This is a genomic window from Micromonospora alfalfae (assembly GCF_022230925.1).
GTDB lineage: Bacteria > Actinomycetota > Actinomycetes > Mycobacteriales > Micromonosporaceae > Micromonospora > Micromonospora alfalfae.
The window spans coordinates 313,858-332,624 of the sequence record NZ_JAKKFH010000001.1; the positions used below are offsets into that span (position 1 = coordinate 313,858).

Below are 18,767 nucleotides of genomic sequence, written 5' to 3' on the forward strand. Positions count from 1 at the left end.
TATCCGGGCCATCACCGCCCCGCGCCGATGCCCGGTCGGCCATCGTGTGAGGATCAGCGACAAAGCCGGCAGTGGGGGCCTCCCCGCCGCCGGTCGTCCCCGCACCGTCGCGAGGAGGAGTAGCCGTCATGACGAACACCAGGACGCGGATCCCACAGGATCTCGACCGAAACCTTGCCCTCGACCTGGTCCGGGTCACCGAGGCCGCGGCGATGGCCGCCGGTCGGTGGGTCGGTCGGGGCGACAAGGAGGGCGGCGACGGGGCCGCTGTCGACGCGATGCGCAAGCTGATCAACTCGATCCAGATGCGCGGCGTGGTGGTGATCGGCGAGGGCGAGAAGGACAACGCCCCGATGCTTTTCAACGGCGAACACGTCGGCGACGGCACGGGCCCGGAGGTGGACGTCGCCGTCGACCCGGTGGACGGCACCACCCTGATGAGCAAGGGCATGCCGAACGCGGTGGCGGTGCTCGCCGTCTCCGAGCGTGGCGCGATGTTCGACCCCAGCGCCGTGTTCTACATGGAGAAGCTCGCCGTCGGGCCGGCGTACGCCGACGTGATCGACATCAACGCCGGTGTCGCGGAGAACCTGCGCCGGATCGCCAAGGTCAAGGGCACCGACGTCTCCGAGGTGACAGTCTGCGTGCTGGACCGGAGCCGGCACGACGACCTGGTCGCGCAGATCCGCCGGACCGGGGCGGGGATCCGGTTCATCTCCGACGGCGACATCGCGGGCTCCATCGCGGCGGCCCGGGGCGAGTCGGACGTCGACGTCCTGATGGGCATCGGCGGCACCCCGGAGGGCATCATCTCCGCGTGCGCGCTGAAGTGCATGGGCGGTGCGATGCAGGCCAAGCTGTGGCCGCGCGACGATCAGGAGCGGGAGAAGGCGATCGCCGCCGGGCACGACCTGGACCGGGTGCTGGGCACCGACGATCTGGTCACCGGCGACAACTGCTTCTTCGTGGCGACCGGGGTCACCTCGGGCGACCTGCTGCGCGGGGTGCGTTACCGGGCGGGTGGCGCGTACACCCAGTCGATAGTGATGCGCTCGAAGAGCGGCACCATCCGGGTGATCGACTCGTACCACCGGCTGGAGAAACTGGCCCTCTACTCCGCTGTCGACTTTGATGGTCGTCCGCTGGCCGAGCAGGAGTGACAGCCACCGACACGGCGACCCCGCAGACCCTGTCGGCCGCCCGCCGGATCACCGGCGTCGCGCTGGCGTCGGCCTCCGGGGTCGCGGTGGCGGTGCAGTCGCGCATCAACGGCGAGTTGGGGGTACGCCTCGACGACGGCTTCGCCGCCGCTGTCGTCTCGTTCGGCGTCGGCCTGCTGGTACTGCTGGTGCTGGTGCCCGCCACCCCCGGTGGCCGGCGGGGGCTGACCGCGACGCGGCGGGCCCTGCGGACCGGCACGCTGCGACCTTGGCAGTGCCTCGGCGGGATGTGCGGGGCCTTCCTGGTGGCCACCCAGGGCCTCACCATCGGCACGTTGGGCGTGGCGGTCTTCACGGTGGCTGTGGTCGCCGGCCAGACCGGCAGCAGCCTCGCCGTGGACCGGGCCGGGATCGGCCCGACCGGCCGGCAGCCGGTCACCCGGCAGCGGCTGGCCGGCGCGGTGCTCACCGTGCTGGCGGTCGGCCTGGCGGTCGGCGACCGTCTCGGCGACCCGGGCGCGCTGGCGCTGGCCCTGCTGCCGCTGCTCGCCGGGGTGGGTATCGCCTGGCAGCAGGCCGTCAACGGCCGGGTCCGAGCGGCGGCCGACAGCGCGTTGACCGCCACGCTTGTCAACTTCGCCGTCGGCACTGTCACCCTGCTCGTCGCGTTCGCGATCGACATCGCCGTACGCGGCTGGCCCGGCGGTCACCTGCCGAGTGAGCCGTGGCTCTACCTGGGCGGCCCGATCGGCATCGTGTTCATCGCGATCGCCGCCGCGATCGTCCGCTTCACCGGTGTGCTGCTACTCGGCCTGGCCACCATCGCCGGGCAGATCGTGGGCGCCGTCCTGCTGGACCTGATCCTCCCCACGGCGGCCTCGCACCCGGGTGTGAACACCCTGCTCGGGGCGGCGTTGACAATGGTGGCGGTGCTGATCGCCGCGCTGGCGCCACCCGCCCGCCGCTGAGTACGACGACGTCGGCTCTCGCACCGCGGACCCGGCCGGGACGACTGTCAGCCGGCGTCGGAGGTGTGCCCGGGGAAGGGGCGTGCGCTCGGGTCGATGGCCATGGCCGCGCTGTTGACCGCCGTCGCCGCCTCACCGAAGCCGGTGGCGATCAGCCGGACCTTGCCCGGGTACTCGGTGATGTCACCCGCCGCGTAGACGCGGGGCAGGTTGGTGGCCATCGCGCTGTCGACCAGGATGCGCCGCCGGTCCAGGCGTAGCCCCCACTCGGCGAGCGGGCCCTGGTCGGCGGTGAAGCCGAGCGCGGCCACCACGATGTCCACCGGCAGCGTCTCGGTCGCGCCGCCGCGCACCGTCACCTCGGCACCGGTCACCGCGACGTCCCCGAGCAGCCTGGTGACCTCGGCGTTGACCACCACCCGCACCGGCAGGGAAAGCACCCGGGCGACCGTCGAGGCGTGGGCCCGGAACTTCTCCCGGCGGTGCACCAGGGTGACCGACCGGGCCAGCGGTTGTAGCGTCAGCGCCCAGTCGAAGGCGGAGTCGCCGCCACCGACGATCAGCACGTCCCGATCGGTCAGCTCGGTCGGCTCGGTCACGAAGTGGACGATCCCCGAGCCGGGGGCGCCGTCGGCGCACGGCAACGGCCGAGGGCTGAAGCTGCCGAGCCCGCCGGTGACCACGATCGCGCCGCACTCAAGCTGCTCGCCACCGGCCAGGCCGAGCACCGGGCGACCGTCGGCGTACGCGAGCTTCTCCACCTGGGTGCCGAGCAGGTACCGCGGATCGAACGGGGCTGCCTGGGCCAACAGGTTGGCCACCAGGTCGCGGCCCTTGACTGCGGGAAAGCCTGCGACGTCGAGGATCAGCTTCTCCGGGTACATGGCGGTGACCTGGCCGCCCGGCTCGGGCAACGCGTCGATCACCGCCACCGACAGCCCCCGGAACCCGGCGTAGTACGCGGCGAAGAGGCCGGCCGGACCGGCCCCGATCACGGCGACATCGACCTCGCGCATGGCGTACCGTCGCTTTCCGCTCACGGATCAACGCGTGCTGATCTCGACCGTAAGCGGGTGCCGACGGCCGGGCAAGCTCGTCCCAGAGCCACGCCGGAGAGCCGCCTCAGGGCAGGCTGAGCGTGGAGCCGGAGTAGTCCGAGCCGCCCACTGCGGGTCGCCGCCGACGGAACAGGATCGCCGCCACCACCCCACCGAGCAGGCCGAAGAGGTGCCCCTGCCAGGAGATCCGCTCGTCGGTGGGGAGGATGCCGACCAGCTGCCAGCCGTAGAGCAGACCGACCAGGAGGAAGACCGCGAAGTTCCACCAGCTGCGCTCGACGATGCCCCGGGTGAGCAGGATGCCCAGGTAACCGAAGATGACACCGCTGGCGCCGACCACCACCGAGTTGGGTGAACCGGTGAACCACACGCCGAGCCCGCTGACCAGGATGATGACCAGGGTCGACCAGAGGAACCGGCGGGCGCCGGCGGCGAGGACGAAGGTGCCCAGCAGGATCAGCGGGATGCTGTTGCTGTAGAGGTGATCGAAGCCGTGGTGCAGGAACGGGGAGAAGAAGACCCCGTCCAGCCCGTCGATGCGCTGCGGGATGATGCCGGCGGTGGCGTCCAGGCCGAACGCGAGCCCCTGGTCGACGGCCTCGATGAGAAAGAGGAACGGGACCACCGCGCACATGGCGACGAACGCCCGGCCGAGCGCGGCGTAGAACGCCTCGGTGCCGAACTGGTAGGGGTCGCCGCTTGACGGGTGCAGGGTCACTCCACAACTGCTATCAGCAAAAGCGGCCGACCGCCACTCACGTCCCGTCCGGAGTACGCGCGAAGGCGGGGCGAGTGGAGAGCCACCTGCCCCGCCTTCGCGGGCCGTCAGTAGTGGTTGTTGTTCTGGAAGTAGGTCCAGGCGCCGCAGGGCGTCTTGTACTTGCCCTTGACGTAGCCCAACCCCCACTTGATCTGCGTGGCCGGGTTGGTCTGCCAGTCGGACGCGACGGAGCTCATCTTGCTGCCCGGGTACGCCTGGGGGATGCCGTACGCGCCGGACGAGGAGTTGCGGGCCTTGTGGTTCCAGCCGCTCTCCTTGGTCCAGAGCTTCTCCAGGCAGGGGAATTCGGCGATGCCGAAACCGGCGTCGATCATCAGGGCGCAGCCGGTCTTGCGGTTGCCGCTGTACTCGGCGCAGGACGCCGGGATCGGCCCGTTGTACGGCTTGGCCTCGGCGTTGGCGGCTGCGCGCTCGCGCTTACGGGACGCTGCGGCGGCCTCGGCACGGCGAGCACGTTCGGCGGCTTCCTTGGCGGCCTGCGCCGCCCGCAGCTTGGCCTGGTACTCGGCGGCCCGCTGCTTGGAGAACTGCACCTGGTGGGCGGCCTGCCGCTCGCGCTGGTACGCGAGGTCGGCCCGGTCGACCTCGAGACTGACCTGCTCGGTCAGACCCTGTTGCTGGGTTTCGCGGTCTTCGCCCAGGTAGAAGCCACCGGCAACGCCCACGGAGAGCAGGGCTACAGCAGCCGTACGGGCGCCCAACCGGCTCCACAGCCGACTCACGAAGTGGTCCCTTCGTCGGGAGCAAGGACGTGGCGCGGCGCAGACCACAGGTGGGCCCTCAGCCGTGCCACGAGCGCCCCGACCGGTTGCCGGCCGCGCCGACGCACCGACCTTCGCCGATGTCGTCCGTCTCGTGACGAACGATCGCCAACGATTCCGGTGGTGCATGGACGCTCGTGGGACACGATTGCGCACAGTGAGGCTGATGGGAAACCAACCAGACCGTTTGTGATCTGTGCCACACCAAAAATGCGGACAAAAGCCCGCATAACACCCATTAGATCGGGATGTCCTCCAGGAGGTCCGTGACCATTGCGGCGATCGGCGAACGCTCCGAACGGCTGAGGGTCACGTGCGCGAAGAGCGGATGCCCCTTGAGCGCTTCGATGACAGCCGTCACCCCGTCGTGCCGGCCGACCCGCAGATTGTCCCGCTGGGCCACGTCGTGGGTGAGCACCACCCGGGAGCCCTGCCCGATCCGGGACAGCACGGTCAGCAGCACCCCGCGCTCCAGCGACTGGGCCTCGTCCACGATCACGTATGCGTCGTGCAGGCTGCGCCCACGGATGTGGGTCAGCGGCAGCACCTCCAGGATGCCCCGCGAGGTGACCTCCTCCAGCACGTTCTCGTGCACCACCGCGCCGAGCGTGTCGAAGACCGCCTGGGCCCACGGCGACATCTTCTCCGACTCCGAACCCGGCAGGTAGCCCAACTCCTGGCCACCGACGGCGTACAGCGGGCGGAACACGATCACCTTCTTGTGTCGGCGACGCTCCATCACCGCCTCCAGCCCGGCGCAGAGCGCCAGCGCCGACTTGCCGGTGCCGGCCCGGCCACCCAGCGAGACGATCCCGATCGACTCATCCAACAGCAGGTCGAGAGCGATCCGCTGCTCGGCCGAGCGGCCGTGCAGCCCGAACGCCTCCCGGTCGCCCCGGACCAGACGCACCGACTTGTCCGGCAGCACCCGACCGAGCGCGGAGCCACGCCCCGAGTGCAGCACCAGACCGGTGTGGCAGGGCAGCCCGGCCGCCTCGTCGAGGTCGAGCGTCTCGCCGGCGTACAGCTGGCCGATCTGCTCCTCGCTCAACTCCATCTCGGACATGCCGGTCCAGGTCGGGTCGCTGGCCTGGCCGTGGCGGTACTCGTCGGCACGCAGACCCACCGAAGCCGCCTTGACCCGCAACGGCATGTCCTTGCTGACCAGTGTCACCTCCCGGCCCTCGGCGGCGAGGTTGAGCGCGACGGAGAGGATCCGGGCGTCATTGCTCTCGGTGCGGAAACCGGGCGGCAGGACACCGTCGTCGGTGTGGTTGAGCTCCACCCGCAGGGTGCCGCCGACGTCGTTGGCGGGCACCGGGCGGTCGAGTCGGCCGTGCCGCACCCGCAGGTCGTCGAGCATCCGCAGCGACTGCCGGGCGAACCAGCCCAGCTCCGGATGGTGTCGCTTGCCTTCCAACTCGGTGATGACCACCAGAGGTAGCACCACCTCGTGCTCCGCGAACCGGTGGAACGCCGCCGGATCGGAGAGCAGAACCGACGTGTCCAGGACAAAGGCCTGGCCGGCTGGTCGTGGCTCCTTGGGGTCGGCCGGCGCGGCGGCCGCCGAACGGCGGCTCCTGGTGGCTCGGCGGGGCGTGGCAGTCGCGGCCGGGGTCTGGTCGGCACCGGCGATGGTACGGCGAGTCGTCACAGGCCTGCTCCGACGGATGGGCACCCGCCACCCGTGTTCCGCCTCCTCCGGTGCCCGGGGACACGGGGTCGGATGCGGAACCCCATGCGCGAGGTCGCAGATCCGGGCGGACCGGCTGGCTCGGGAGAACCCCGTGCCATGCCTAGACGCTAGCCCCGCCGGACCTTCCCGGCTAGGGGCCGAACGTGGATCTCCCAAGACGCGCTCGTGAACAGCGCTCCGTCGACGCCCGCACCAGCCGAAACGCGCTGTCGTGAACGCGGCGGAACCGGCCGGGATGCATGCCCCCTGCGCGCACCCCGGCCGGTGGGGCCACCGTCACCGGTCTGACGTGACCCCGACGGTGCGTGTCCGCCGCGGACGACGCACCGCGCTCGTGGCGTCGGTCGGCGGGGCAGCCCCGCCGGCCGACCTCACCCGGTACGTCGAACGAGCGTGCCGGTCGGGTGCCGCCCGGTGATCGGGGCGGCCGGCGCGCTGAACGACGAGCCGGTGTACGTGGTGCCGGGGCGTTCGACAGCGCCGGCGGACCGGACCACGCCCGCTGGCGACACCGACAGGGCCGAGGCGATCGCAGCCTGGGCGTCCCGACGACGCCGGTTCCAGGCGCCCCGGTCACCGTCGAAGTAGCCCTGCCGGTACCCGAAGCGGTAGCCGATGCGGTAGCTGAGCTGCCCGTGCAGCCGGCCGGCCGCGTAACTGGTGGCACCGAGCACCAGGACGAGGAACACCGCGAGGAACGGGCTCATCGGGCAGCTCCGGCCCAGCCGGGACGCCAGGTCATCGCTCCTCCGGCTCGATCGTGGTGGGGTCGGCGACGAGCAGCCGGTCCAGGTCGTCGGTGCTGACCTCCTCGACCAGCTCGACGCTGATCCGGCAGCCGTCCAGCACGACTTCGGCCACCGAGGACCGGCGGATCTCGCCCCCGGCGTCGTAGACCCGGACGCTCAGCTCCGGGCAGCCGAGATGGGTACGCCAGGCGTTCCACTCGGCACGATCACCGACGCTCAGCGACAGGTAGCGGCAGCCTCGGGCCAGGTAGAGGCGCCAGGGGGCGGTCAGCCCTGCGGCGACCCCCTCGGCGATCAGCCCGAAGGCCTGGGCGCGGGTGGCGAGCTCGGTCACCACGACCCCCTGGCACCGGGGGCGTGACGCATGTGAGCACCAATCGTCTCATGCACGTGACACACCGTAGATTGTCCCATGGGCGTGACAGTATCAGCTTTTCGTCCGCTTACGTTTGCCACTACGTTCATCTATTCTGCCCGCGTGACACCCCTCAACAGTGGCACTGACTCGTTTACCGGAAATCCGAACCCTTCGTCACGTCTGCGTGACAGTGGCGAGCCGGGGCGCGCACCCGCAACTGGCTGGCCGTACCGTCACGGAGTGACCGAGACGGCCAATGCGCGGAAGATCGCCTTCGCCACCTTCGTCCGGCGGGCCCTGGACGAGGCACGGGCGACCCGAGCCTGGAGCGGCACCGAGGTGTCCCGACGCACCGGCGTCTCCCGGCAGACCATCAACCGCTGGGTCCGGGGCGACTGGGCCAGCGACCCGGAGGCCGAGCGGGTGGTCGCCTTCTGCGAGGGCCTGGGGTTGAACCCGGCCGCGGCCTTCGCCGCACTCGGCTGGGACCGCGCCGCCTCCGGCCCCCGCCCCGGCCAGGCCGCCCCTCCGATGGACCCCGACGTGGAGGCCCTGCTGCGCCGTCTGGTCGATCCGCAGGTGTCGGACGCGGAGAAGTTCCACATCCGGGAAACCATCAGATACCTCGCATACCGCCCAACGTTGCCGGTCGATGTCCGAAAAAGGGGCAATCAGGCAGGCTAGTTCCTCAGATAGCGAAAGAACGCCTGGTCAGGTTCATTCGTTTACCTCCGGGGTTGGAACGGGCACGCTAGCGTCCCTATTCGTACTGCTTGGGCTCGTCATCGGCGGGGGGACGGGACAAGGCCGAACCCAGCCCTGCGGGACAGAAGGAGGGGTCTGTCCATGACCCTGAAGTGGTTGGCAGTCGTGGTCGCAACGGTGTCGGTGACACTGTGGGCGACCGGCAACACGGTGACCCTCGCGGTCGACGGCGGGCAGCTGCCGCTGCTCGTCAACCTCTTTGCGCTCATCACCGCCGGCACCGCGGTCGTCCTGGCCGTCGTCGCCGAGCTGCACGAGCGTCTGAACAACCGAATCACCGCGCTCACCGAGTTCCTGGTGGCACGGCTCAACGAGATCGACAACCACACCGGCGATCGCAACACCGGGTTCGTGGAGGGCTACCTGTTGAGCCACGGTCAGGAGGCGGCGGTGGTGCCGTTCGGCCGGCGCGGACGAGGAGCCGCCGAACGCTGATCGCGTACCGCTCAATGGGTTCGCTCGGCCAGGAATGAGCCTGGATCGCCGGGGTACGCTGACGCGCGTGCCGCCGTTGAATCTGGGCAATCAGCAGCCGAGGACCCCGTTGAACGCCGACCAGGCCTGGCAGACAACCGCCAGCCGGGCGGCCGGGACCGTGCTCTTCTTCGACTTCGACGGCACGCTCGCGCCCGTCGACGACGATCCGACAGCGGTACGCCCGGCGCCCAAGGCGTTGGCAGCGATCGAGGCGCTCGCCCCGGTCGTGCAGCGGGTCGCGATCGTCTCCGCCCGACCCGTCGAGTTCCTTCGGGATCAGCTCGGCGGGCTCGCCGGCGTGGACCTCTACGGCCTCTACGGGCTGGAGCACAGCCACTCCGGCGGCGAGACAGTCACCGAGCCGGCCGCGCTGCCCTGGGTGCCGACGATGGCGGAGCTGGCCGACCTGGCTCGGGCGGAACTGCCGCCCGGCACGCTCGTGGAGTACAAGCGGCTCTCGGTAGCGCTGCACTGGCGTACCGCCCCGCAACTCGGCGCGACGGTGCAGCAGTGGGGGCAGGCGCAGGCCGACCGTCTGGGGTTGCGCTCGCAGGCCGGGCGGATGGTGCTGGAGCTCAAGCCACCTGTCGACCGGGACAAGGGCATGGTGATCGGCGAGGCGATCAAGGGTGCCACCGGCGCGTGGTACTTCGGCGACGATGTCTCCGACATCAAGGCCTTCGCGGCGCTGCGCGCTCGCGCCGCCGCCGACCCGGACTTCCTCGGCGTCTGCGTGGCGGTGGCCAACCCGGAGACCGGCCACGAGGTGGCAAACGCCGCCGACCTGACCATCGAGTCGCCAGCCGCCCTGGGTGACTTCCTCACCCAGGCGCTGACCCACCTGACCTGACTCCGACGGCGCCGCCGCCCGGGTCAGGCGCCGTAGCGGCGTTGTCTGGTGGCGTACGAGCGCAGGGCTCGCAGGAAGTCGATGTGCCGGAAATCCGGCCAGTTGAGCTCGCAGAAGTAGAACTCCGAGTGCGCGGACTGCCACAGCATGAAACCGGACAACCGCTGCTCGCCGCTGGTGCGGATGACCAGGTCCGGGTCGGGCTGGCCCCGCGTGTAGAGGTGCTCCGCGATGTGCTCGACGTCCAGCACCTCGGCCAACTCCTCGATCGTGCCCCCGGTGGCGGCGTGCTCCAGCAGCAGCGAACGGACCGCGTCGGTGATCTCCCGGCGGCCGCCGTAGCCCACCGCGATGTTGACCTCCGCGCCGCCGGTGCGCTCGCGGGTGCGTTCCTCGGCGCCCTTGAGTGCCGCAGCGGTCTGCGCCGGCAGCAGGTCGAGCGCTCCGACGATGCGCAGTCGCCAGGGGTTGCCCTCCTCGGAGAGCTCCACCACCAGGTCCTCAATGATCTTGAGGAGCGGGTCCAGCTCGGCGGCCGGACGGCGCAGGTTGTCGGTGGCCAGCAGGTAGAGGGTCACGTGCCCGACGCCGGCCTGGTCACACCAGCCGAGGACATGCTTGATCTTCGCCGCGCCGACCCGGTGCCCGTCGTTCGGGTCGACGAAGCCCATCTCCCTGGCCCATCGGCGGTTGCCGTCGCACATCACCCCGACGTGCCGGGGCACCGGCTTACCCGCGAGCTTCGCCGTGAGCCGGCGCTCGTACACGGAGTAGATAAGGTTCCGCAGCGTCATCACCTAGCAGCGTAGCGACCCTTCGGCCAGTTCACTGCCTCGGAGCCCCATCCCCGCCGCCCAGACCGGCGCCGATCAGTGCGAGCGTACGAGCGGTGAGGCGTCCGTCACCCAGTCCCAACTCGACCACGTCGTAGAACACCCTGTCGTCCCGACGGGCGGCCCGGACCGCCGCGTCCACCACCCGGCGTCGCCGGGCCAACCAGGCCGCCACCGAACTGTGCCGCAGGTGGGTGCCGAGGCGGCGGCGCAACCCGTCGGCGTAGCGGCCAGCAGCGCCCTCGGGCGACCGGGCCGCCGCCGACCCGGCGAGCGCGCCGGAGAGCAACGCGTAGAAGATCCCCTCCCCGGTGAACGGATTGATCAGTGACAGGGCGTCCCCGGCTAGCAGGGTGCGCCCACGCCCCGGCGACGGCCGGTGAGTGGAGAGCGGCAGGTGATGCGCGCGCAACGCGGTCACTGTCGCCAGATCGGTGCCGGGCAGCAGCGCGGCAAGCCGGTCCAGCAGGTACCCGCGGCTCAGCGGCTCACCGCGCAGGACCTCCCCGTACCCGACGTTCGCCCGTCCGTCACCGATCGGAAACGACCAGGCGTACGCCGGCCAACGCGCCTTCGACGTGACGATGAGCTGCTCGGACGGGCCGGGCAGAGCCGGGGCGTACCCCCGGATGGCCAGCGCGAGGTGCCGGTCGGGGTTCTGCGGATGGCCGAGCGCCCGACGTACCACCGAGCCGGCGCCGTCCGCGCCGATCACCACCCGGCCGGACACCTGCCCGTCGAGCACCACCCGGTCCGCGCGCGGCTCGACCTGGCGCACCGTGTGCCGGCGAAGCTGCGCGCCGGCGGCCACCGCGGCCGCCACCAGCCGCGCGTCGAAAACCTCCCGGGGCACCGTGTACGCGGGTCGGGGCAACGCCCGAGCCACCGCACTCCCACCGGGCGAGATCATGCGTAACGCCGGCAGCGGCGCGTAACCCGCCACCGCCTCGGTCACCCCCAGCTCGGCGAGCACGTCCACCGAGTGCGCGGCGATTCCGTCTCCACACGCCTTGTCCCGGGGAAAATCGGCCCGGTCCAGCAGCAGCACGCTGGCACCGGCCCGGCGCGCCGTCAGCGCGGCTGCCGCCCCGGCCGGCCCCGCCCCCACCACCACCACGTCGAACTCGTCGCCCACCGCGCGCCTCCCGTCAGCCCGACGTGGCGCGACATGGTCCCGCGCCGACGACAACCACCCACGCCGCACCGGCGCCGACCGTGGTGACCGCCGCCATCCCCATCCTCCCCCACCCACCCCTCGGGTACCGCTCGCCGTGCCCGGCGTTGCCGCCGCCCACCGCCACGCGATCTTGCAGTTTGTGTCGACGTTCTGCGAGGAATACACCTTTTGTCGCCACACAAAGTGCAAGATCGACGGCGCGGGGGGCGGGGCGCGGGGTGCGGGGGCGGGGTGGGGTGGGGTTGGGGGTCAGGCTGGGGTGCGGGTGGCTCGGTGTAGGCCGTAGAGGGTCAGTGCGGCGGCGGCCAGCAGAGGGGCGCCGTCGCGGATCAGGCCGTCCACGCCCAGCAGCCACCAGCACAACGGCAGATCAACCGCGAGTACGGCCACCGTGACGACGACCAGCAGACCCCGTGCCCAGTCCTTGCCCCGCATCAGGAACGCGGTGCAGAACAGCACCGCGTAGCTGGCCGTGATGCCCGCGCCGAACCAGAACAGCACGGCCGGCACCGCGGTCAGTCGACCATCCAGGATGGAGCCCCCGGCCACCAGTGCCGGCACCAGCATCAGCGGGCTGTAGGTGAAGGCCGCCACCCTGCTGGTCAACAACCAGGCACTGGCCTGTGGTCGGCGGGGAGGGGTCTCCCGCCAGGAGATGCCGTCCCGATCGATGACGAGGCGTGGACGGTGCCGGACCAGGTGCCCGGCCAACGCCGACGAGCGGTAGAGCAACCAGACCACCGCGACACAGAGCGCCGCGAGAATGGCGAAGCCGAGCAGGCCGGGCAGCGGCGGCACCCCCTGCCGGGGCACGATGAGCCGGCCGACCGCGAAGATCGTGGTGACCGCGAGGATCAGCCCGAACGGGCGGGCCACCGTACGACCCCGTCGCACGTGCCCGATCAGCAGCAGGAAGCCGAACGAGCGCAGCATGGCCCAGCCGGTCCGTACGGCCAGCCCGAATCCCTGCTCCGGGGCGTACCACCAGTTGAGCAGCTCGACCACGACGGTGGCCGCCGCAGTCGTCGCCAGCAGGGTGGTGAGCACCCGGACGGCGGACGGCCGCCGGACCTGGGTCTCGGCGGCCGTCCTCATGAAATCCGATGGTGCCCGCGAACTGTCTCGTTCACACCTACCGCTGTGGCTGTGTGGCGTCCAGGCGGGCGCGCAGCGCGTCCAACTCGGCCCAGAGCACGCCGGGCAGCTTGTCACCGAACTTCTCGAACCACTCGGTGATCATCGGCAGCTCGTTACGCCACTCGTCCGGGTCGACCTTCAACGCGATCCGAACATCCTCAGGGGTCATGTCCAGGCCCTCGACGTCCAGGGCGTCCGGCGCGGGGACCATGCCGACCGGCGTCTCGACAGCGGCGGCAGTGCCCTCGATCCGCTCGACGACCCACTTGAGCACCCGGGAGTTCTCCCCGAAGCCCGGCCAGAGGAACGAGCCGTCCGGGTCCTTGCGGAACCAGTTGACGTAGTAGATCTTCGGCAGCTTCGCCTCGTCGCCGTCGGCGCCCTTGCCCATCTCGATCCAGTGCCGGAAGTAGTCCCCGGCGTGGTAGCCGATGAACGGCAGCATCGCCATCGGGTCCCGCCGGACCACGCCGACGGCGCCGGACGCGGCGGCGGTGGTCTCCGAGGAGAGCGTCGCGCCCATGTAGACGCCGTGCACCCAGTCGCGGGCCTCGGTCACCAGCGGGACGGTGTCCTTGCGGCGTCCGCCGAAGAGGATCGCGTCGATCGGCACGCCGTTCGGGTCGAAGTACTCGTCGGCGAGGATCGGGCACTGGGTGATCGGGGTGCAGAACCGGCTGTTCGCGTGGGAGGACAGGCTGTCGCTCTCCGGCGTCCAGTCGTTGCCCTTCCAGTCGATCAGGTGTGCCGGCGGCTCGCCCATGCCCTCCCACCAGACGTCGCCGTCGTCGGTCAGGCCGACGTTGGTGAAGACGGAGTTGCCCCGGTCCAGGGTGCGCATGGCGTTGGCGTTGGTCTTCCAGTCGGTGCCGGGCGCGACGCCGAACAGGCCGTACTCGGGGTTGACCGCGTAGAGGCGGCCGTCCGGGCCGAACCGCATCCAGGCGATGTCGTCGCCGATGGTCTCGACCTTCCAACCCGGGATGGTCGGCTCGACCATTGCCAGGTTGGTCTTGCCGCAGGCAGACGGGAATGCGCCGGCGATGTGGTAGGTCTTGCCCTCCGGCGAAGTGATCTTGAGGATCAGCATGTGCTCGGCGAGCCAGCCCTCGTCCCGGCCCATCACGCTGGCGATCCGCAGCGAGTAGCACTTCTTGCCGAGCAGCGAGTTGCCGCCGTAACCCGAGCCGTACGACCAGATCTCCCGGCTCTCCGGGAAGTGCGAGATGTACTTGGTGTCGTTGCACGGCCAGGCGACATCCTGCTGACCGGGGGCGAGCGGGGCGCCGATCGAGTGCAGCGCGTGCACGAAGTCCGCGTCGTCGCCCATGGCCTCGAGGACCCGGGTGCCCATCCGCGTCATGATGCGCATCGAGGCGACCACGTACGGGCTGTCGGTGATCTCGACACCGAACATCGGGGACTCGGCCTCGACCGGCCCCATGACGAACGGGATGACGTACATGGTGCGACCGCGCATGGAACCCCGGTACAGGTCCGTCATCGTCCGCTTCATCTCGGCCGGCGCCATCCAGTTGTTGGTGGGGCCGGCGTCCGCCTCGTCGACGGAACAGATGTAGGTGCGCTCCTCGACCCGGGCGACGTCCGTCGGGTCGGTGCGCGCGTAGAACGAGTTGGGCTTCTTCTCCGGGTTGAGCCGGATCAGGGTGCCGGCCTCTACCAGCTCATCGGTGAGGCGGCGCCACTCCTCGTCGGACCCGTCCACCCAGACGACACGGTCGGGGGTGGTCAGTTCCGCGACCTCACGGACCCAGGCGAGCAGTTTCGGATGGGACGTCGGGGCCTGATCGATACCCCGCACAACAGCCGGAGCAACCATGACACATCTCCTTGTGGTCGACGCTGACCGATCTATGGGATGCACGAGACTCAGCGGCGCGATGCGTCGCCTTCGTGGAAACCTGGGATTGGCCTCAGCGTAAACCGGGCAGCCTTCCGAGTCAGTGGGACAGGTTGTGAAGAACTGCACAAGCTACGGCCTCGCTGCGGCATCACGAGCTGATACCCGCTTTCCCGCGCAGTTTCACGCAAATCTTGTTGTGCACCCCGGCGGACGCTTGTTGCGGTCGGGCCGTGGACCTGCCCCGCCGACCGATGCGGTGATTCCCGTTCCGCGGCGGCTCAGTCCTCCCAATTGGCTACGCTCTGTGCAGTGGTCACGTACGCGGCGCTGGGCCCCTCCGGGAGGCCACGCCCGCTTGCCGTTGCTGCCCCTCTGACTGGCCGGCAGCCGGTAGGCTCCCTCCGTGGCCGCCACGATGACCGGGGAACAACCGGGTCCCCGGCAGACCCGACGGGGTCTCGTCGGCTTACTCCTCGACCGCTTCGGTCACCTCATCCGCGAGATGGGCAAGTTCGCCACTGTTGGTGGTTTCGCCTTCCTCGTCGACTTCGCGCTCTTCAACTACCTGACGAGCAAGCACGGCGTCGAAGAGCTGACGGCGAAGACGATCTCCACAGTGATCGCGGCCTCCGTCGCCTTCGTTGGCAACCGGTTCTGGACCTGGCGGCACCGCCAGCGCAACAACGCGGCTCGCGAGTACGCGCTCTTCTTCTTCTTCAACGCTGTCGGTCTCGGCATCACGGTGGCCTGCCTCGCGCTCAGCCGCTACGGGCTCGGAGCCATCTGGCCGGCGGTGTTCCAGACGCGCCTGGCGGACAATCTCGCCAGCTACATCGTCGGCACGGGGTTCGCCACGCTGTTTCGATTCTGGTCGTACCGGCGGTTCGTCTTCGTCGAAGCGGGAACCCCGACCCTTCCGCAGGTGAATCCCGATCGAGACCACGGGGCGTGACCTGCCGCCCACCTCGTTCGGCCGGTGATCGCCGGCCGCACCGACTGCCCTAAGGTGTTTCGCATGCGTCTTGTCCGCCTGCTGCCTGAGCGCTGGCAGAAGTTCATCCACGAGGCGCTCAAGTTCGGCATCGTCGGCGGCATCAACACCGTCATCAATTACGCGGTGTTCAATGCCCTTGCACTGACCGTTTTCGTCAATGGTCAGTTGAAGGCGACAGTGATCGCGACGATCGTCGCCACCATCACGTCGTACCTCATGAATCGGCACTGGACGTACCGCGATCGCCCGAAATCGGCGCTTCGCAGGGAATATCTCCTTTTCTTCCTGTTCAACGGCGCTGGCCTGCTCATTGAACTGGGGGCCGTGGCGGCGGCCAAGTACGGACTCGGCGTACACGGTCTGCTGGCGCTGAATCTGGCCAAGACCGTCGGCGTCTTGCTGGCCACGTTGTTCCGGTTCTGGTCCTACCGCACCTTCGTCTTCCAACCCGTCGCACCGGCCGAGGACGAGGCAGCGAAGCCCGACTCCACCTGGCACGACATTCCGCGCGACGAGTGGGACACCATGGCGGAGATGGACCCGGTCGCCGAGTTGGCGGAATCGGTGTCCGAGCTGGAGGAGGCGGAGTCCGCGCAACGCCTCGACCCCCCGGCCGGCGCACCGGCTCAGGGCCGGCCCCCGCGGCTGAGCGTCAGCCCCGCCGTCGACCTGGACGCGGAACTCGCCGCGGAGCTGCACGTCAGCACCCGCCGCGCGCCCCGCCGGTGACGACCCCCGACGCCCGCTCCGGCACGGGGCGGCCGGCCGAGCTGTTCTTCGAGGATCTCGTCCCGGGGCTCACCGTCGACCTCGGCGTGGTCACCGTGGACGCCGACGAGATGGTCGCCTTCGCCCGCCGTTTCGACCCGCAGTGGTACCACGTCGACCCGGACCTGGCCGCCGCGAGCCGGCACGGTGGTCTGATCGCCAGCGGCTTCTACACCGTCAGCCTGTTCATGCGCGCGTACGTCGACCACCTGCTGTCCCGGGCCGCCGCAGACGCGTCCCCCGGCCTGGAGGAGCTGCGTTGGCTCGCCCCGGTGCGGGCCGGCGACCGGCTCGCGGTCCGGGTCGACGTGATGGGCGCCCGACCGTCGACCGCCCGGCCCGGGCTCGGCACCGTCAGCCTCACCGGCACCATGCTGCGCCTCGGCCCGGACGACCGGCCCGAGCAGGAGGTGCTGCGGACCCGCTTCCGCGGCTGGTTCGCCGTGCGACCGGTCGAGGCCGACCCCGCCGAAACCGAAGCCGCCGAAGCCGCCCCTGACCAGCCAGATGCGGACCGGCCCGGGATTGACCAGCGCGGGGTTGACCAGCCCGACAGCGGCCCTCCCGCAGCGGATCCGTCCACCGTCGGGACCTCCGACGGCGACCCGACGGAGAGCGGCGGCTCACCCCAGGCCCAACGACCCGACTGACCCGCCCCGACCGTACGGCAGGGGCGGGTCACGACCGTCCGGTTCAGGTAGTGGTGTCGCGCAGCGGCTTGCCGTCCTGCATGTCGGCGAGCATGTCGCGCATCTCGCCATCGCCGAGCGAGTGCTTGTCGTGCTGTGCCTCCACCAGCTCGTACAGGGTGGTCTGCACCTTTCCGACGTCCGGCACGTCGGCGAGCACCGACTGGCCGCGCTCACCTGCCGACTCGATGGTGAGCGTCCCGCAGCCGAGCAGGCGCTCGACGAAACGCTGGTTCATCGAGTGGTCGTTGACCCGGGCGAGCGGGAGGTCCCGCCGGTCCCGGGAGAACACACCCTGCTGAAGCAGGACTCGCTCGTTCGTGAACAGGTAGTGGGTGGTGCGCCAGACCAGGAACGGCCACAGGCCGAGCCAGAGCACCGCGACCAGGGCGATCGCCCCGATCACGGCCAGCGCTATCGAACCGCCGCCACTCTCGGGCAACAGGAGCACGCCGACCACCACCGCGGCGATGGCCAGCACCAGCACCGCGATCGGCCGGATCAACGCCTTCCAGTGCGGATGCAGGTGCAGCACGACATGCTCGTCCTCGGTGAGCACGTCTTCAGGAAACGCCACGGGAACCTCCAACGCGATTTTCTAGACGCGCAGACGGTAAACCCCCCAGGCCCCACCACAACATCCGCCGCGCGGGCCCGTCCCCACCTGCCCGCGATCTTGCACTTTCGGTCGCCGTTACGCGGCTTTCACCCCGATCCACCTCGACAGAAACCGCAAGATCGCCGGGGGCGGGGTGGGGCGGGGCGGGTTAGCGGAGGTGGAGGACGTCGCCGGCGGCCAGGGTTCGGGCGCCGGTTGACGTGGTGACCATCAGTTGGCCGTCCGGGTCCACTCCGGTGGCGGTGCCGGTCAGGGAATCGCCGTTGGGGAGCAGAACGCGTACCTCGCGGCCGATCGTCGCGCAGGCCGCCAGGTAGGCGTCGCGCAGGCCGCTGGCCACCGCGTCGCCGCCCGCCGAACGCCAACGGTCGTACCAGTCGGCGACCGCCCGCAGCAGCGCCCGCAGCAGCGGATCCCGATCGGTGGCCACCGCGCCGGCCAGCTGGAGCGAGGTGGCCGGCAGCCCGGTCGGATTCACCGGCAGCTCGTCGGCGCGCAACGTCACGTTGAGCCCGATGCCCAGCACGATCGCCGGCGGTTGGTCCGGCGCCCGTCCGGGCACCGCCTCGGCCAGCACGCCCGCGCACTTCGCGTCGTCGATCAGCAGGTCGTTCGGCCACTTGAGGGTGGCTTCCAGCTCGGCCAGCCGGGCCACCGCCTCGACCAGCGCGACGCCGGCCAGCAACGGCAGCCACCCGTACCCGGTGGGTGCCGCCGGCAGCCAGCCGCGATCCGGCACTGCCTCGCCGGGCCGCAGCAGGACGCTCGTCGCGATGCCGGCCCGCGCCGGCGACTGCCAGACCCGACCGCGCCGGCCGCGCCCCTCGGTCTGCCGCTCGGCGACCACGACCAGGCCCTCGGGCTCATCGGACCGGGCGGCCTCGGCCACGTCGGCGTTCGTGGAGCCGGTCTCGGCACGCAGCTCCAGCCGGGCCCACGGCCCGTTCGGTGCGGTCAACGCGCGGCGCAGCCGGGCCGCCGACAGCGGCGGACGGTCCAGATTCGTGTACGGGGAGCCCGACATTCCGCCAGCCTACGGCGGTGCTCCGGTCGACACTGAGGC

20 protein-coding genes are annotated in these 18,767 nt (G+C 70.5%); 8 read left to right on the forward strand and 12 right to left on the reverse strand.

The genetic code is table 11. The features are described 5' to 3' along the window. Positions 1 to 128 precede the first annotated feature (128 nt). Both glpX and MED01_RS01430 read left to right on the forward strand, forming a co-directional pair. A complete protein-coding gene (glpX, locus tag MED01_RS01425) occupies positions 129 to 1,160 on the forward strand; it encodes a class II fructose-bisphosphatase (protein ID WP_238666696.1) in 1,032 nt (343 codons plus the stop codon). Next, the gene (locus tag MED01_RS01430) at positions 1,157 to 2,128 is read left to right on the forward strand and encodes a DMT family transporter (RefSeq protein WP_238666698.1); all 972 of its coding nucleotides are present in this window, start codon (positions 1,157 to 1,159) and stop codon (positions 2,126 to 2,128) included. The genes glpX and MED01_RS01430 overlap by 4 nt, the downstream gene beginning before the upstream one ends. A gap of 47 nt (positions 2,129 to 2,175) precedes the next feature. On the opposite strand, the gene MED01_RS01435 is transcribed toward MED01_RS01430, so the two are convergent. The 6 genes from MED01_RS01435 to MED01_RS01460 all read right to left on the reverse strand — a co-directional run bounded on the left by MED01_RS01435 (position 2,176) and on the right by MED01_RS01460 (position 7,507). Continuing rightward, a complete protein-coding gene (locus MED01_RS01435) occupies positions 2,176 to 3,144 on the reverse strand; it encodes an NAD(P)/FAD-dependent oxidoreductase (protein WP_238666760.1) in 969 nt (322 codons plus the stop codon). 106 nt (positions 3,145 to 3,250) lie between these two features. Then, positions 3,251 to 3,904, reverse strand: coding sequence for a rhomboid family intramembrane serine protease (locus tag MED01_RS01440; RefSeq protein ID WP_238666699.1), 654 nt, complete (start codon positions 3,902 to 3,904; stop codon positions 3,251 to 3,253). A 107-nt stretch (positions 3,905 to 4,011) separates the two neighbouring features. Further along, positions 4,012 to 4,689, reverse strand: a complete 678-nt coding sequence (locus MED01_RS01445) for an aggregation-promoting factor C-terminal-like domain-containing protein (protein ID WP_238666701.1) — start codon at positions 4,687 to 4,689, stop codon at positions 4,012 to 4,014. A 277-nt stretch (positions 4,690 to 4,966) separates the two neighbouring features. Continuing rightward, positions 4,967 to 6,382, reverse strand: coding sequence for an RNA 5'-3' helicase PhoH2 (phoH2, locus tag MED01_RS01450; RefSeq protein WP_238666702.1), 1,416 nt, complete (start codon positions 6,380 to 6,382; stop codon positions 4,967 to 4,969). Between the two features lie 413 nt (positions 6,383 to 6,795). Then, a complete protein-coding gene (locus MED01_RS01455) occupies positions 6,796 to 7,131 on the reverse strand; it encodes a hypothetical protein (protein ID WP_091394339.1) in 336 nt (111 codons plus the stop codon). A 31-nt stretch (positions 7,132 to 7,162) separates the two neighbouring features. Continuing rightward, on the reverse strand, positions 7,163 to 7,507 hold the full coding sequence (locus MED01_RS01460) for a hypothetical protein (protein ID WP_030328857.1): 345 nt from the start codon (positions 7,505 to 7,507) through the stop codon (positions 7,163 to 7,165). Positions 7,508 to 7,771: 264 nt separating this feature from the next. Between MED01_RS01460 and MED01_RS01465 the strand changes: the two genes are divergently transcribed. From MED01_RS01465 to otsB, 3 genes are all read left to right on the forward strand, one after another. Next, positions 7,772 to 8,215, forward strand: coding sequence for an XRE family transcriptional regulator (locus MED01_RS01465; protein ID WP_238666704.1), 444 nt, complete (start codon positions 7,772 to 7,774; stop codon positions 8,213 to 8,215). Positions 8,216 to 8,377: 162 nt separating this feature from the next. Then, on the forward strand, positions 8,378 to 8,731 hold the full coding sequence (locus tag MED01_RS01470; RefSeq protein WP_238666706.1) for a hypothetical protein: 354 nt from the start codon (positions 8,378 to 8,380) through the stop codon (positions 8,729 to 8,731). A 67-nt stretch (positions 8,732 to 8,798) separates the two neighbouring features. Then, positions 8,799 to 9,623 carry a trehalose-phosphatase gene (gene otsB, locus MED01_RS01475; protein WP_238666708.1) on the forward strand — a complete coding sequence of 275 codons (825 nt, stop codon included), beginning with the start codon at positions 8,799 to 8,801 and terminating at the stop codon, positions 9,621 to 9,623. A gap of 23 nt (positions 9,624 to 9,646) precedes the next feature. Here the strand turns inward: otsB and MED01_RS01480 are convergent, their stop codons facing one another. The 4 genes from MED01_RS01480 to MED01_RS01495 all read right to left on the reverse strand — a co-directional run bounded on the left by MED01_RS01480 (position 9,647) and on the right by MED01_RS01495 (position 14,610). Next, a complete protein-coding gene (locus MED01_RS01480) occupies positions 9,647 to 10,417 on the reverse strand; it encodes an isoprenyl transferase (RefSeq protein ID WP_091394347.1) in 771 nt (256 codons plus the stop codon). 31 nt (positions 10,418 to 10,448) lie between these two features. After that, entirely contained in the window at positions 10,449 to 11,591 is a 1,143-nt protein-coding gene (locus tag MED01_RS01485) for a geranylgeranyl reductase family protein (protein WP_238666709.1), read from the reverse strand. Between the two features lie 291 nt (positions 11,592 to 11,882). After that, the gene (locus MED01_RS01490) at positions 11,883 to 12,728 is read right to left on the reverse strand and encodes a hypothetical protein (protein ID WP_238666711.1); all 846 of its coding nucleotides are present in this window, start codon (positions 12,726 to 12,728) and stop codon (positions 11,883 to 11,885) included. A 37-nt stretch (positions 12,729 to 12,765) separates the two neighbouring features. Continuing rightward, positions 12,766 to 14,610 (reverse strand): phosphoenolpyruvate carboxykinase (GTP), encoded by a 1,845-nt coding sequence (locus MED01_RS01495; RefSeq protein ID WP_238666712.1) that lies wholly within the window; start codon positions 14,608 to 14,610, stop codon positions 12,766 to 12,768. A 439-nt stretch (positions 14,611 to 15,049) separates the two neighbouring features. Here MED01_RS01495 and MED01_RS01500 point away from each other — a divergent pair, with 439 nt between their 5' ends. From MED01_RS01500 to MED01_RS35565, 3 genes are all read left to right on the forward strand, one after another. Beyond that, the gene (locus MED01_RS01500) at positions 15,050 to 15,586 is read left to right on the forward strand and encodes a GtrA family protein (RefSeq protein WP_274525128.1); all 537 of its coding nucleotides are present in this window, start codon (positions 15,050 to 15,052) and stop codon (positions 15,584 to 15,586) included. 63 nt (positions 15,587 to 15,649) lie between these two features. Continuing rightward, positions 15,650 to 16,357, forward strand: coding sequence for a GtrA family protein (locus tag MED01_RS01505; RefSeq protein WP_238666762.1), 708 nt, complete (start codon positions 15,650 to 15,652; stop codon positions 16,355 to 16,357). Continuing rightward, a complete protein-coding gene (locus MED01_RS35565; protein ID WP_308193387.1) occupies positions 16,354 to 17,046 on the forward strand; it encodes a MaoC/PaaZ C-terminal domain-containing protein in 693 nt (230 codons plus the stop codon). The genes MED01_RS01505 and MED01_RS35565 overlap by 4 nt, the downstream gene beginning before the upstream one ends. Positions 17,047 to 17,089: 43 nt before the next feature. On the opposite strand, the gene MED01_RS01515 is transcribed toward MED01_RS35565, so the two are convergent. Together MED01_RS01515 and MED01_RS01520 are read right to left on the reverse strand one after the other, a co-directional pair. Then, entirely contained in the window at positions 17,090 to 17,662 is a 573-nt protein-coding gene (locus tag MED01_RS01515; RefSeq protein WP_210784420.1) for a PH domain-containing protein, read from the reverse strand. Positions 17,663 to 17,852: 190 nt separating this feature from the next. Further along, the gene (locus MED01_RS01520) at positions 17,853 to 18,728 is read right to left on the reverse strand and encodes a biotin--[acetyl-CoA-carboxylase] ligase (RefSeq protein ID WP_238666714.1); all 876 of its coding nucleotides are present in this window, start codon (positions 18,726 to 18,728) and stop codon (positions 17,853 to 17,855) included. Positions 18,729 to 18,767 lie beyond the last annotated feature (39 nt).

Bases quoted from the DNA above. Each gene is read 5' to 3' on its own strand.
- glpX (WP_238666696.1), top strand. From the start codon at position 129: ATGACGAACACCAGGACGCGGATCCCACAGGATCTCGACCGAAACCTT.
- MED01_RS01435 (WP_238666760.1), bottom strand. From the start codon at position 3,144: ATGCGCGAGGTCGATGTCGCCGTGATCGGGGCCGGTCCGGCCGGCCTC.
- MED01_RS01455 (WP_091394339.1), bottom strand. From the start codon at position 7,131: ATGAGCCCGTTCCTCGCGGTGTTCCTCGTCCTGGTGCTCGGTGCCACC.
- MED01_RS01470 (WP_238666706.1), top strand. From the start codon at position 8,378: ATGACCCTGAAGTGGTTGGCAGTCGTGGTCGCAACGGTGTCGGTGACA.
- MED01_RS01480 (WP_091394347.1), bottom strand. From the start codon at position 10,417: ATGACGCTGCGGAACCTTATCTACTCCGTGTACGAGCGCCGGCTCACG.
- MED01_RS01490 (WP_238666711.1), bottom strand. From the start codon at position 12,728: ATGAGGACGGCCGCCGAGACCCAGGTCCGGCGGCCGTCCGCCGTCCGG.
- MED01_RS01495 (WP_238666712.1), bottom strand. From the start codon at position 14,610: ATGGTTGCTCCGGCTGTTGTGCGGGGTATCGATCAGGCCCCGACGTCC.
- MED01_RS01500 (WP_274525128.1), top strand. From the start codon at position 15,050: ATGACCGGGGAACAACCGGGTCCCCGGCAGACCCGACGGGGTCTCGTC.
- MED01_RS01505 (WP_238666762.1), top strand. From the start codon at position 15,650: ATGCGTCTTGTCCGCCTGCTGCCTGAGCGCTGGCAGAAGTTCATCCAC.
- MED01_RS01520 (WP_238666714.1), bottom strand. From the start codon at position 18,728: ATGTCGGGCTCCCCGTACACGAATCTGGACCGTCCGCCGCTGTCGGCG.